The sequence below is a fragment of the Actinomadura gamaensis genome (genome assembly GCF_042652125.1).
Lineage (GTDB): Bacteria > Actinomycetota > Actinomycetes > Streptosporangiales > Streptosporangiaceae > Spirillospora > Spirillospora gamaensis.
This window is the reverse complement of record NZ_JBHSIT010000005.1, coordinates 80,557-93,836: the sequence shown is the minus strand read 5'-3', so window position 1 is coordinate 93,836 and position 13,280 is coordinate 80,557. Positions and strand designations below refer to the sequence as shown.

Genomic DNA, 13,280 nt, shown 5'->3' with positions numbered 1-13,280 from the left:
CACGCAGGCAAGGCTTACCTAATCGGCGCGTCCGGGGCACCCGGGGCGCCAGGCGCCGCCGCCCCGCTCGCCGCGGCGGCGGCCCGGGCCGTCCGCCAGCGCATCAGCACGTACACCGGGATCGCCGCCAGCACCAGCAGGACGCCCTGGTAGACGGCCGCGTAGCCCGCCCCGGCGCAGAGCCAGATCGTGAACCCGACGGCGACCGCCGAGACGGCCACGTCCCGCGCGAACCGGACCCCGGCCTCCGCGCGGCCCGCCGGTCCGTGCTCGGTGAGCAGCCAGAGCAGCTGCGCGGCGGCGGAGAAGACGTACGGGACGCAGGCGGTGAAGGTCGTCAGCAGCGCGAGCGCCGTGAACGCCGACTGGAGGCCGCCGGTGTAGTTCGCGACGGTGATGAGGGAGGCGAGAAGCCCCGAGGTCACCAGGCCGATCCACGGCACGCCGCGCCCGTTCTGCCGCAGGAAGATCCCCGGGAACAGCGCGTCGCGGGCGGCGGCGAAGGGCATCCGGGCGCTGATCAGCGTCCAGCCGACGAGCGTCCCGGCGCCGGAGACCACGGCGGCGACGGCCATCGCCTCGCCCGCGTGGCTCCAGCCGCCGACCAGGGCGCCCACGGCGTCGGCGTACGGCGCGGTGGACCGCTGCAGCCGATCATGCGGGACGAGCCCGAAGACCGCGATCGTGCCGAGGACGTACACGACCGCGGCGGCGACCGTCCCGGCGACCGTGGCGCGCAGCACGTTCCGGCGGGCGTCGCGGACCTCCTCGGCCGCGACGGTCGCCGACTCGACGCCGAGGAAGCTGAACATGAGCACGGCGCCCGCCGCCGACAGCGAGCCGATGGGATTCCCGTGGGTGACGAACGGCCCGAAGTTCTCGCCCTTGACGAAGAACAGCCCGACCACGGCGACCAGCACCAGCGGCACGAACTTCAGGACGGTCGTGACCACCGCGATCAGCCCCGCGCCGCGCACCCCGGCGAGGTTGGCGAGGACGGCCAGCCAGAGCGCGCCGACCGTCACCAGCAGGGACGGCCCCCGTCCGTGCAGCGGGACCAGCACGTTCACGTAGCCCGCCCACGCGACCACGAGGGCGGCGTTGCTGGCCCAGGCGGTGATCCAGTACGACCAGGCGGTCAGGAACCCGGCGAGGTCGCCGAAGGCGTGCCGGGCGTAGACGTAGGGGCCGCCGGTGTGCGGGAGGCGCTGGGCGAGCCAGCCGAAGACGAGGGCCAGCAGGACCGAGCAGACGCCGACGACGACGAACGCGACGATGCCGACCGTCCCGTACCCGGCGATGGCGGCCGGGAGCTGGAAGACGCCGACGCCGATGACGTTGCCCATGACCAGCGCCGTCGCGGCGAGCAGGCCCAGGCCGCGCCGGGGCCTCGGCCCGGCCTCGGCGGCCGCGTCCGCCGCCGCGACCGCGTCGCCGGCGCCGCCCGCGGCGCTATCGGGCATGGGCGCGCGGAAGCACGAGGACGGGCACGCCGGACGCGCGGACGATCTTGCCGGAGCTCTCCCCGAGGAACACCTTGCGCAGCGGGCCCTCGTGGCTGGACATGGTGGCCAGCACCTCGCCGGGCCGCATCTCGACCCCGCCGAGGGCCTTGGTGATCCCGGCGCCCTGGACGGCCTCGGTCTCGACGTCCCGGACGCCGCGCTCGGCGAGCAGCCCGCGGGCGTGCTCCAGGTCCTTCTCGGCCTGGTCGAACTGGCGCTGGACGACGTCGTCCGCGCCGCGGAAGCGGGCCGGCAGCCCGGACGGCCGCAGCACCAGCGTGATCAGCCGGACCGGCAGCCCGAGCGCGGCGGCGAGGGTCGCGACGGCGTCCAGCGGGGCCTGCACGTCCCGCCGCCGGAAGTAGGCGACGCTGAGCCGCTCGAACTTCTTCGGCGCGTCCTCGGCGTAGCCGCGCGGGGCGAGCATGACCGGGATCGGCGAGCCGTGCAGGAGCTGGTCGGCGGTGCTGCCGATGGCGAAGCGGTCGCGCCGGCCGCGCGGCGCGGACCCGACGACGACCAGGTTCGCGCCCGACTCCCGGGCGACCTCCAGCAGGCCGCGCCCGCTGCCCCGGTGGGCGAGCGTCCGGTACTCCACGCCCCGCTTGGGGTGCTTCATCTCGGCGAGCCGGTCGGCGGCCTGGGCCAGCGCGGCGGCCGACTGCTCCCGCAGGTAGGCGAGCCACTCGGCGTCCACCGAGCCGGGACCCCGGCTGGGCCAGCTCGGCGGGTGGACGTTGGCGACCACGAGCGGCGACCCGGCGGTGCGCGCGGCCAGCGAGCCGAGCGCGAGGGCGTCGTCGCCGCGCTCGTCGGGCGAGTAGCCGACCAGGACGCGCAGGCCGTCCTCGAGCCGGGCCGTCCCGGCGCCCGTCCCACCCTCCGCTGCGGCGCTCTTCGCGGGGTCCTTGCCGGCGGGCTTCGGGGCGTTCTTCGCGGACGGCTTGGCCGCCGTCTTGGCCGCGGCCTTGGCGCCGGGCTTGTCGGTGGGCTTGTCGGTGGGCTTGTCGGTGGGCTTGTCGGTGGAGTTCGCGGTGGTCTTCGCCGCCTTCTTCGCGGCGTTCGTCCCGCCGTCCTTCGCGGCGGACGTGGCGTCGGTCATGGCGCCCCCTTCTGGGTGGTCGCCGTCGCCGTCCGGGCGGCGTTCCGGCCGAGCAGCGAGTGGCGGCGGCTGTAGAGGAAGTAGACGACGAGGCCGACGACCATCCAGGCCAGGAAGATCCGCTGGGTCACGCCGTCCAGCGTGAAGATCAGCCCGGCGCAGAACAGGACGCCGAGCAGGGGGGTGACCGGGAAGAGCGGCGTCCGGAAGCTGCGCGGCAGGTCGGGCCGGGTCCGGCGGAGCACCATCACCCCGATGTTGACCAGGCCGAACGCGAACAGCGTGCCGATGCTGGTGGCGTCGGCGAGCTTGCCGAGCGGGATCGCGGCGGCGAGCAGCGCGATGAACCCCGAGACGATGAGCGTGTTGGCGACCGGCACCCGGTGCCGGGGGCTGACGCGCTGGAAGATCCTCGGCACCAGGCCGTCCCGGGACATCGCGAACAGGATGCGGGTCTGGCCGTACATCACCGACAGCACGACGCTGGCGATCGCGACGACCGCGCCGAGCGACAGCACGGCGCCGGGCCAGGACGTGTTCGTGGCGCGTTCCAGGACGACCGACAGCGACGCCTCGGTCTCGCCCTCCTTGAACTCCGTCCAGCGCATCCCGCCGACGGCGGCGAGACCGACCGCGACGTAGACGACGGTGACGATGACCAGGGAGCCGATGATCGCCAGCGGCAGGTCGCGCTTGGGGTTGCGCGCCTCCTCGCCGGCGGTGGACGCGGCGTCGAAGCCGATGTAGGAGAAGAACACCTTCGACCCGGCGGCCTGGATCCCGGCCCAGCCCATCGGCGCGAACGGCTTGAGGTTGCCGCCCTTGAAGGCGGTGAAGGCGACCGCGCAGAAGAACACCAGCACGCCGATCTTCAGCAGCACCATGACGGTGTTGACCCGCGCGCTCTCCGACGCGCCCCGCAGGAGCAGCAGCATCGCCAGCATCACCACGACGATGGCCGGGACGTTGACGTAGCCGCCGGAACCGGGCGGGTTGCTGATCGCGTCCGGCAGCGTGAACCCGAACGTCTGGTTGAAGAAGTCGTTCAGGTACTGGCCCCAGCCGACCGCGACGGCCGAGACCGACACGGCGTACTCCAGCAGCAGGCACCAGCCGCAGACCCAGGCGACCAGCTCGCCCATGGTCGCGTAGGCGTAGGAGTAGGACGAGCCGGACACCGGGATCGTCCCGGCCAGCTCGGCGTAGGACAGCGCGGAGAACAGCGCGGTGACGGCCGCGACGACGAACGCCAGCACGACGGCGGGACCGGCGAGCGGCACCGCCTCGCCGAGCACCACGAAGATGCCCGTGCCGAGGGTCGCGCCCACGCTGAACATGGTGAGCTGCAGGAGGGACATCGAGCGCGACAGCTCGCCCTCGCCGCCCTCCGCGACGATGACGTCCACCGGTTTCGTCCGGAACAGGCCGTGCAGCGTGCCTCGCGTGCTCACGGATGTCGCCCTCCGCCCTCGATCGTACACTCAGCGTCATCTCGGCATGGTCATGACGGCGTCACAGCGTGCTCGCGAGCGGCCAGGTGGCGTTCGGCGTGATGATCGTGCCCGCCGCGCCGTCCAGGATGTCCATGCACTGCTCGAGCTTGCCGATGGCGGCCATGTCGCCGGTCTTCTCCACGAACCCGCAGACCGCGTCGATCTTGGGTCCCATGGAACCCGCCGGGAAGTCCTCCGAGCGCAGCTCGAACGGCGTCGTGTGGGTGATCGGCTCGGCGTTCGGGGTGCCGAAGCCGCGCACCACGTTCGGCACGTCGGTGAGGATGAGGAAGGTGTCGGCCTCCAGCGTCTCGGCGAGCAGCGCGGCGGTCAGGTCCTTGTCGATGACCGCCTCCACGCCCTCCAGCTGGCCGACGTCGTTGCGGAACACCGGGACGCCGCCGCCCCCGGCGCAGACCACCACGGTCCCGGTCCGGACGGCCTGCCGGATCAGCCGCGTCTCGATCACCCGCTGCGGCTTCGGCGAGGGCACCACGCGGCGCCAGTACTCGCCGTCCGGCTTCACCGTCCAGCCGTACTCCTCGGCGTACTTGTGGGCCTCCTCCCGGCTGTAGACCTGCCCGACGAACTTGGTCGGGTCGTCGAACGCCGGGTCCACCGCCGACACCAGGGTCTGGTTCACCAGGGCCAGCACCTGGCGGCCGGGCAGCGCGTTCTGCAGCGCCTGGAGCATCCAGTAGCCGATCATGCCCTGCGTCTCCGCGCCGATGGTGTCCAGCGGGTAGGGCCGGCTCAGGTTCGGGTCGTTGATGCTCTCCAGCGACAGCACCCCGACCTGCGGCCCGTTGCCGTGCGTGATGATCAGCTCGTGCCGTTCGGCCAGCGGCGTCAGCGCCTTCACGGCGGTCTGCACGTTGGCGCGCTGGGTCTCCGCGTCGGGCTTGTCCCCGCGCTGCATCAGGGCGTTGCCGCCCAGGGCGACGACGACTCTCATCGGTTGCCTTCCTCGTCCGTCGGCGGCAGGGTCAGCCGAGCGTCGCGACCATGACGGCCTTGATGGTGTGCATGCGGTTCTCCGCCTCGTCGAAGACGATGGACGCGGCGGACTCGAAGACCTCCTCGGTCACCTCCAGGGCGTCCAGGCCGGTCTTCTCGTAGACCTCCTCGCCGACCGTCGTCTCGCGGTTGTGGTAGGCGGGCAGGCAGTGCATGAACCGGACGCCCGGGTTGCCCGTCGCCCTCATGACGCCGGCGTTGACCTGGTACGGCTTGAGCAGCCTGACGCGCTCGTCCCACACCTCCTTCGGCTCGCCCATCGACACCCACACGTCGGTGAGGACGAAGTCGGCGCCCTTCACGGCCTCCTGGACGTCCTCGGTGACCAGCAGGCTGCCGCCCGTCCTGGCGTTGAGCTCCCGGGCGGGTTTGACCGCCACGTCCTGCTCGGGCCAGAGGGCCTTGGGCGCGGCGATCCGCACGTCCATCCCGGACAGCGCGCCCGCGACGATGTAGGAGTGCGCCATGTTGTTCCGGGCGTCGCCCAGGTAGGCGTAGGAGAGGTCGCTCAGCGGCCTGCCGTTGCCGTGCTCGATCATCGTGAGCTGGTCGGCGAGCATCTGGGTCGGGTGCCACTCGTCGGTCAGGCCGTTCCAGACCGGGACGCCGGAGTACTCGGCCAGCTCCTCGACGATCTTCTGCTTCGCGCCGCGGTACTCGATGCCGTCGAACATGCGGCCCAGCACGCGGGCGGTGTCCTTGGCCGACTCCTTGTGGCCCATCTGCGAGCCGGACGGGTCGAGGTAGGTGACGTGCGCGCCCTGGTCGTGCGCGGCGACCTCGAACGAGCACCGGGTCCGGGTGGAGGTCTTCTCGAAGATCAGCGCGATGTTCCTGCCGGTCAGCCGCGGCCTCTCGGCCCCGGCGTACTTGGCCCGCTTCAGGTCGCGGGACAGGTCGAGCAGGAACCTCCACTCCTTGGGGGTGAAGTCCAGCTCCTTGAGGAAGCTGCGGCCGTGCAGGTTGTAAGCCATGGTCTCTCCGTTCGGGCGAGGTCGGACGGGCTCGGGCGGGACGGGCCGGCTCGGGCGGGACGGGCCCGGCTCGGGCGGGCTCGGGCGGGCGGTCAGGCGTCGCGCTCCAGCGGGCAGCTCATGCAGCGCGGGCCGCCGCGCCCCCGGCCGAGCTCGCTGCCCCGGATGGTCAGCACCTCGATGCCGTTCCGGCGCAGGAAGTTGTTCGTGGTCGTGTTGCGCTCATAGGCGATGACCACGCCCGGCTCGATCGCGAGGACGTTGGAGCCGTCGTCCCACTGCTCGCGCTCGGCGGCGAACACGTCCTGGGTGGCGGTGAGGACCTTGATGTCGTCCAGGTCGAGCGCCATGGCGATGGCCTTGTGCATGTCCTCGGCCGGATGGTCGGTGACCTTGAGCTCCTTCTCGGTGTCGCCCGGCTCGACGGTGTAGGACGGCAGCATCCCCATCCCGGCGTACTTGGTGAACACGCCGTGGTCGACCATCGTCATGACCGTGTCCAGGTGCATGAAGGCGCGCTTCTTCGTCATCCGCAGCGCGACGATCTTCTTCGCCGACCCGCGCGCGAACAGCGACTCGGCGAGCATCTCGACGGCCTGCGGCTGGGTGCGCTCGCTCATCCCGACCAGCACCGCGCCGTTGCCGATGACCAGCACGTCGCCGCCCTCGATCGTGGCGGGGGCCATCGCGGTGCCCGCGTTCCAGACGTTGAACCCGCCCGCCTCCGGCCGGTCGTACGCCTCGGCGAACATCGGGTGCCACCTGTAGATCGCCTCCATGTTCACCGTCTCGCGCATCCGGGCCTTCTTCTTCATGGCGTTGATGGACACGCCGTCGTAGACCCAGCAGGAGGTGTCGCGGGTGAACAGGTGGTTCGGCAGCGGCGGCAGGATGAAGTCGTCCATGTCGATGGCGTGGAACGCGATCGACTTGATGTCCTCCATCCGATCCAGCAGCTCGCGCTTGGTGATGCCGCCGATCAGGAAGGAGCCGAGCTCGCGCAGGTCCATCGCGTCGAAGGCGTTGCGGATCCCGTCGGTGGCGAGCGGGCCGAACCAGTGCGGGTCGATCACGTAGTCGAGGATGTGCTTCTTGGCCTCGGGGATCTCGATCGTCTCGCGCAGCAGGTCCAGCAGGAGGTGCACCTTGACGTCCCGGGAGCGGAGCACGCTCTGGAACTCCTCGTGCTCCTCGCCCGCCCGCTGCACCCACAGCACGTCGTCGAACAGCAGGTCCTCGGAGTTGGACGGCGTGAGCCGCTTCAGCGACAGCTCCGGCCGGTGCACCAGCACCTGGCGCAGCCTGCCCACCTCGGACTCGACCTTGAACGGCATGGTTCAGCCTCCTTGCTGAGTGGTGGAAGTTCGGTGCCGCGCGGGCCGGGCGACGCGCGGGCGCGGGCGGCTCAACCGCCGGGACCGGTGACCGGGCCCGGTCCCCCGGGCGGCCCTGGCGGGGCGGGCGGAACCGGCGGCCCTGGCGCGGCGGGCTGGGCATGCGCGGGCGGGGCGGCCCCGGGCGGAGCAGGCGCGGGCGGAGCGGACGCGGGCGAGGCGGACGCCGGCGGAGCGGGCGCGGGCGAGGCGGGCGCGGGCGGGGCGAAGTCGCTCCTCGGGCCGTACTCGCCGCGCCGGGCCTTCGTCCAGATGTAGACGACGACGCCGATGAGCATCGCGAGGATGCCGAGCATGACGGCCTGCTCGCCGGAGCTGTAGACGATGGCGAAGGAGAAGACCAGGGCGAGGACGGCCACCGTCATGTCCTTGGCCAGCCGGGCCCTGCTGACGTCCCGGCCCCCGGTGACGAGCCAGAACAGCTGCGCCGCGGCGGAGAAGAAGTACGGGATCGCGGTGGTGAAGGACGCGAACAGCAGGATCGTGTTGAACGTGTCCGCGGACGCGTAGGCGAACAGCAGCATCAGCGTGGTCAGGACCGTCCCGACGAGGATGCCGGTGACCGGGGCCTCGCGCCCGGACAGCTTCGCGAACGCCTTCGGGAACAGGCCGTCCCGGGCGGCGGCCATCGGCATCTCGGCGACCAGCATCGTCCAGCCGTTCAGCGCCCCGATGCCGGAGATGATCGCGCAGACCGCCATCACGTTGCCCCAGGCCGAGCCGCCGAACATGTTGTTCAGCGCGTCCGCGAACGGGGCGGACGAGCCCTTGAGCCGGTCGTGCGGGACGTTGCCGAAGACGGCGAGGGTGGCGAGCAGGTACATCAGCCCGCAGGCGAGGACGCCGTAGACGCTGGCCTTGCCGACGTTGCGCTCGGGGTCCCGGATCCGCTCGGCGACGATGGTCACCGACTCCATGCCCGAGTAGATGAACAGGATCAGGCCGAGGGACAGCGACACCGCGTTCCACACCGAGCCGCCGCTCGCGTTGAACGGGCCGAAGTTGCCCGACTTCATGAAGAACAGCCCGACGATCCCGACGAAGATCAGCGGGACGAACTTCAGCACGGTGGTGACGCTCTGGAAGATCCCGATGTTCTTCACGCCGGTCAGGTTGATCAGCGCCGGGATCCAGACGCCGACCAGCCCGATCGCGATCTTGCCGCCGGTGCTGTCCCAGTGCAGGAAGTGGTTGACGTAGCCGACCCAGGCCACCGAGATGCCCGCGTTCCCGCCCCACGCGGTGAGCCAGAACGACCAGGCGCTCCAGAAGCCCATGAACTCGCCGAACGCGCTGCGGGCGTACGCGTAGGGTCCGCCGGACGCCGGGATGCGCTCGCCGAGCCGGCCGAACACCAGCGCGAGGGCGATCGCGCCGACCGTGGTCACGATCATGACCGGGAAGCTGACCGTCCCGATGGCGGCGAGCGAGACGGGCAGCAGGAAGATGCCCGTCCCGACGATGTTGCCGACGACCAGGGCGGTGGCCTGGGGCAGGCCGAGCCGCCCGCCGCCCGCGCCGAGCTCCCGGCCGGGCGGCGGCTCCGCGGCCCCGGTGGGCGCACCGGCCTGCCGGGCCGGTGTCGTCGCAGGCTCGCTCATCTCCGGTGCCCCCTCGGCCGATCGCCTTCGCCCCCGCGCCGCACAACGATCATGCGGCACGCGGGGAATTACCCTTGGGCGGGTTGACGAAAACGCGAGAACGATCAAGACGCCTGCCCACCCGTAATGCGCTGCGCGCCGAGCCGATCTCACGTTTACTTCACGGTGAGCGTGGGATGACCTCTGGTTTGTTATGCCGACTCGCTCCGTGCAGGCCACAGGCGGGATGCGCGGCAAGCACACGGCCTGCCACCGCCAAATCAGAGACGGTTTTTGGCGCCCTCTTTGCGAGCGCGACGACGGGCATACGTCGGCCGAAGAGAGGGCCTACGAAAGGCATGAGAAATGCGTCACCCCGGCCGACGGTGAAGCGACCGAGGGGACGCTCGAATAGCTTTCGAGAGGGTCAGCCTCGGCAGTTTCCGGCGAGCGCCTGCGCAGGGTGCCCGGCACAGGCCGCCCGGCTCGATCCGGGCGGGCGGAGTTCGGCGCCGGAGGCGACGTGGCGACCGTCACGGCGCGGCGTGGCCGCCCCGGGCCGGATCGCGAAGTGGCCGGTCATAGACTCGACGCCATGGCACCACCCCCCGGAGACGACACCCGCACTTCCGGCAGCGCCCTCCGGCTCGACGGACTGGTCAAGCGGTACGGCGCGAAGACCGCGGTGGACGGGTTGTCCTTCGAGGCGGCGCGCGGCGAGATCACCGCGCTGCTCGGGCCGAACGGCGCGGGCAAGACCACCACGATCGAGATCTGCGAGGGGTTCCGGCGCGCCGACGAGGGCACCGTCCGGGTCCTCGGGCTCGACCCGTCCGCCGACGCCAGGGCCCTCAAGCCGCGCGTCGGCGTGATGCCGCAGTCCGGCGGCGTGCCCGGCACCGCGAAGGCGGGCGAGTTCCTGAAGCTGGTCGCCGCGTTCCACGCCCACCCGCTCGCCCCGTCCGCGCTGCTCGACCGGCTCGGCCTGACCGAGCACGCGGGCACCCCGTACCGGCGGCTCTCCGGCGGCCAGCAGCAGCGCCTGTCGCTCGCGGTCGCCATCGTCGGACGCCCCGAACTGGTCTTCCTGGACGAGCCGACCACCGGCCTCGACCCGCAGGCCCGGCACGCCACCTGGGACCTGGTCGCCGAGCTGCGCGACGCCGGGGTCTCGGTCGTGCTCACCACCCACTACATGGAGGAGGCCGAGCGCCTCGCCGACCGCGTGGTCATCGTCGACCACGGCAAGGTCGTCGCGCAGGGCTCCCCCGCCGAGCTGACCGGGGCCGAGCGGCAGCTTCGCTTCCGCGCCCGCCCCGGCCTCGGCCTGGACGAGCTGCTCGCCGCCCTCCCGGCGGGCAGCGCCGCCAAGGAGTCGCCCTCCGGGCACTACCTCGTCGAGGGCGACGTCAGGCCCGAGCTGCTCGCGACCGTGACCGCCTGGTGCGCCTCGCACGGCGTCCTCGCCGAGGACCTGCGGATCGAGCGCCGCACCCTGGAGGACGTCTTCCTCGAACTGACCGGACGGGAGCTGCGTTCGTGACCGCCTCAACCGGATCGCCGCCCGCCGGACCGCTCGACCTGTCCCCCGCGCCCGGAGCCGTCCCGCTGCCCCGGATGATCGCCGCGCAGACCGGCTACGAGCTGCGCGCGGTGCTGCGCAACGGCGAGCAGCTGCTGCTGACGCTGATCATCCCGGTCGTCCTGCTGACGCTGTTCTCGGCGACGTCGCTGCTCGACCTCGGGCCCGGCAGGCGCGTCGACTTCCTCGCGCCCGGCATCCTGGCGCTCGCGGTCATGTCCACCGCGTTCACCGGGCAGGCCATCGGCACCGGCTTCGAGCGCCGCTACGGCGTCCTGAAGCGGCTCGGCGCGACGCCGCTGCCGCGCGCCGGGCTGATCGGCGCCAAGACCCTCACGGTCGTCCTGGTGGAGATCCTCCAGGCCGTCGTGATCGGCGCGGTCGCGTTCGCGCTCGGCTGGCACCCGCACGGCGACCCGCTGTCGGTGATCGTCCTGCTGCTGCTCGGCACCGCCGCGTTCAGCGGGTTCGGCCTCCTCATGGCCGGGACGCTGCGCGCCGAGGCGACCCTCGCCGCCGCGAACCTCGTCTACATCCTGCTGCTCGCGGTCGGCGGCGTCGTCTTCCCGCTCACCAAGTTCCCGGACGGCGTGCGCTCCGCCCTCGAACTGCTGCCCATCTCCGCGCTCGCGGACGGCCTGCGCCAGGTGCTCCAGCACGGCGCGACGCTGCCCGGAAAACCCCTCCTCGTCCTCGCGGTCTGGGCCGTCGCCGGTCTCGCCCTCGCCGCCCGACTCTTCCGCTGGGAGTAGCCCGTGGCCCTCGCCGAAGCCCCCGGTTCGGCAACGACGGCGGGCGGCGCGGGCCGCCGCGCCGCGTTCTCGCTCGGCGCGGTCCCCCCGCCCGCCCTGATCCTGCTCGGCATCCTGTCGCTCCAGGTCGGCGCGGGCATCGCCAAGCACCTGTTCGGCCAGCTCCCGCCGAGCGCGCTGGTCCTGCTGCGGCTCACCACCTCCGCCGCCGTCCTGGCGTCCGTGTCGCGCAAGGCCCTGCGCACCGTCCTGCGGGACCACTCGCGCCGCAGCCTCGCGGTCGCGGCGGGCTTCGGCCTCACGCTCGGCCTGATGAACTTCGCGATCTACCAGTCGTTCTCCCGCATCCCGCTGGGCATCGCGGTGACCATCGAGTTCCTCGGCCCGCTGTCGGTCGCGGTCTTCGCCTCCCGCCGTCCCCGCGACCTCCTCTGGACGGCCCTGGCCGCCGCCGGCGTCCTCTTCCTCGCCCGCGGCGACGGCGCGACCGACCTGACCGGCATCGCCTTCGCCCTGCTCGCCGGGGTCTGCTGGGCCGCCTACATCCTCCTCAGCGCCGCCACCGGCCGCCGCTTCTCCGGCTCCACGGGCCTCGCCATCGCCAGCGTCGTCGCGACCGCCGCCGTCCTCCCGATCGGCGTGGCGTCCGGCGGCGCCCGGCTCCTGGACCCCCGCCTCCTCCTGCTCGGCCTCGGCGTCGGCCTGATGTCCTCGGTCATCCCGTACTCCCTGGAGCTCGAAGCCCTGCGCCGGATGCCGCCCCGCGTCTTCGGCATCCTCATGAGCCTCGAACCCGCCGTCGCCGCCCTCGTCGGCGTCGTCCTGCTGGGCGAGGTCCTCTCCGGCCTCCAGTGGCTCGCCGTCGTCTGCGTCATGGCCGCCTGCGCCGGCGCGACCCTAGGCGACAACCCCCCACCCGAAACCCCCGAACCCTGACCGTCCGCCCCCGCGGGGCGTGATGTGGCGGGTGATGCGAGTACCGTGCAAGGATCGAACGATCGTGGGCGTCCGCCCCGGGGAGTGAGAGGAGTCGCCGTGACCGGCCTGAACGACGAGCAGGGGCTGCCGCCCGAGTTCTTCGAGGCGGGACAGGCGTCGTTCGTGGACTTCCTGCGGGTGAACGCGCCCGAGCTGCTGCCCGTCAACCGGACGCCGGAGGCCGCGCGGCCGCTGGACCTGCCGCACGGGACGACGGTGCTCGCGCTCACCTTCCCCGGCGGGGTGCTGATGGCGGGCGACCGCCGGGCCACCCAGGGGCACCAGATCGCCTACCGGGAGCTGAACAAGGTCCAGCGGGGCGACGAGCACAGCGTGGTCGCGTTCGCCGGGACGGTCGGCATCGCGATGGACATGGTCCGGCTGTTCCAGGTCGAGCTGGAGCACTACGAGAAGATGGAGACCGTCCCGCTGTCGCTGCCGGGCAAGGCGCGGCGGCTCGGCGCGGTCGTCCAGGCGAACCTGGCGCAGGCGTTCCAGGGGCTCGCGGTCGTGCCGCTGCTCGCCGGCTGGGACCTCGACCAGAACGTCGGGCGCATCTACTCCTACGACATCACCGGCGCGCCGTCCGAGGTGAAGCGGTACCACGCGGACGGGTCCGGCTCGCCCTACGCGGCGGGCGCGCTCAAGAAGCTGTACCGGGACGACCTCACCGAGGAGGAGGCCGCGCTCGTCGCCGTCCAGGCCCTGTACGACGCGGCCGACGACGACTCGGCGACGGGCGGTCCGGACACGTCCCGGCGCATCTACCCGTCGCTGGCCGTCGTCACCGAGGACGGCTTCCGCGCCTACTCCGACGAGCGCGCCGGGGAGATCGCCGAGCGCGTCGTCCGCGAGCGCACCGAGCGTCCGGACGGCCCCGTCGCCCCGCTGCGCTGAGCCGTC

The 13,280-nt window shown here is 72.4% G+C and carries 11 protein-coding genes; 4 read left to right on the top strand and 7 right to left on the bottom strand.

The annotated features are described in order from the left end of the window. Window positions 1-14: 14 nt before the first annotated feature. From ACFPCY_RS18150 to ACFPCY_RS18120, 7 genes are all read right to left on the bottom strand, one after another. Complete coding sequence (locus tag ACFPCY_RS18150; RefSeq protein ID WP_378256611.1) at window positions 15-1,463, bottom strand: APC family permease; 1,449 nt, start codon at window positions 1,461-1,463, stop codon at window positions 15-17. Further along, a complete protein-coding gene (locus tag ACFPCY_RS18145; RefSeq protein ID WP_378256609.1) occupies window positions 1,453-2,607 on the bottom strand; it encodes a universal stress protein in 1,155 nt (384 codons plus the stop codon). The genes ACFPCY_RS18150 and ACFPCY_RS18145 overlap by 11 nt, the downstream gene beginning before the upstream one ends. Next, window positions 2,604-4,058: an amino acid permease gene (locus ACFPCY_RS18140; protein ID WP_378256607.1), complete on the bottom strand. Its 1,455-nt coding sequence runs from the start codon at window positions 4,056-4,058 to the stop codon at window positions 2,604-2,606. Before ACFPCY_RS18140 ends, ACFPCY_RS18145 begins: the two co-directional genes overlap by 4 nt. A 61-nt stretch (window positions 4,059-4,119) precedes the next feature. Next, window positions 4,120-5,055 (bottom strand): carbamate kinase, encoded by a 936-nt coding sequence (gene arcC, locus ACFPCY_RS18135; RefSeq protein ID WP_378256605.1) that lies wholly within the window; start codon window positions 5,053-5,055, stop codon window positions 4,120-4,122. A gap of 31 nt (window positions 5,056-5,086) precedes the next feature. After that, window positions 5,087-6,091: an ornithine carbamoyltransferase gene (gene argF, locus ACFPCY_RS18130; protein WP_378256603.1), complete on the bottom strand. Its 1,005-nt coding sequence runs from the start codon at window positions 6,089-6,091 to the stop codon at window positions 5,087-5,089. A gap of 92 nt (window positions 6,092-6,183) precedes the next feature. Further along, complete coding sequence (locus tag ACFPCY_RS18125) at window positions 6,184-7,425, bottom strand: arginine deiminase (protein ID WP_378256601.1); 1,242 nt, start codon at window positions 7,423-7,425, stop codon at window positions 6,184-6,186. Between the two features lie 71 nt (window positions 7,426-7,496). Next, window positions 7,497-9,086: an amino acid permease gene (locus ACFPCY_RS18120; protein ID WP_378256599.1), complete on the bottom strand. Its 1,590-nt coding sequence runs from the start codon at window positions 9,084-9,086 to the stop codon at window positions 7,497-7,499. A 574-nt stretch (window positions 9,087-9,660) separates the two neighbouring features. Between ACFPCY_RS18120 and ACFPCY_RS18115 the strand changes: the two genes are divergently transcribed. The 4 genes from ACFPCY_RS18115 (at window position 9,661) to prcB (ending at window position 13,274) form a co-directional block, all read left to right on the top strand. Next, window positions 9,661-10,608: an ABC transporter ATP-binding protein gene (locus tag ACFPCY_RS18115; protein ID WP_378256598.1), complete on the top strand. Its 948-nt coding sequence runs from the start codon at window positions 9,661-9,663 to the stop codon at window positions 10,606-10,608. Beyond that, window positions 10,605-11,399, top strand: coding sequence for an ABC transporter permease (locus ACFPCY_RS18110; protein ID WP_378256596.1), 795 nt, complete (start codon window positions 10,605-10,607; stop codon window positions 11,397-11,399). Before ACFPCY_RS18115 ends, ACFPCY_RS18110 begins: the two co-directional genes overlap by 4 nt. Before the next feature lie 3 nt (window positions 11,400-11,402). Beyond that, a complete protein-coding gene (locus ACFPCY_RS18105; RefSeq protein WP_378256594.1) occupies window positions 11,403-12,335 on the top strand; it encodes an EamA family transporter in 933 nt (310 codons plus the stop codon). A gap of 99 nt (window positions 12,336-12,434) precedes the next feature. Then, the gene (prcB, locus tag ACFPCY_RS18100) at window positions 12,435-13,274 is read left to right on the top strand and encodes a proteasome subunit beta (RefSeq protein WP_378256592.1); all 840 of its coding nucleotides are present in this window, start codon (window positions 12,435-12,437) and stop codon (window positions 13,272-13,274) included. The last annotated feature ends 6 nt before the right edge of the window (window positions 13,275-13,280 follow it).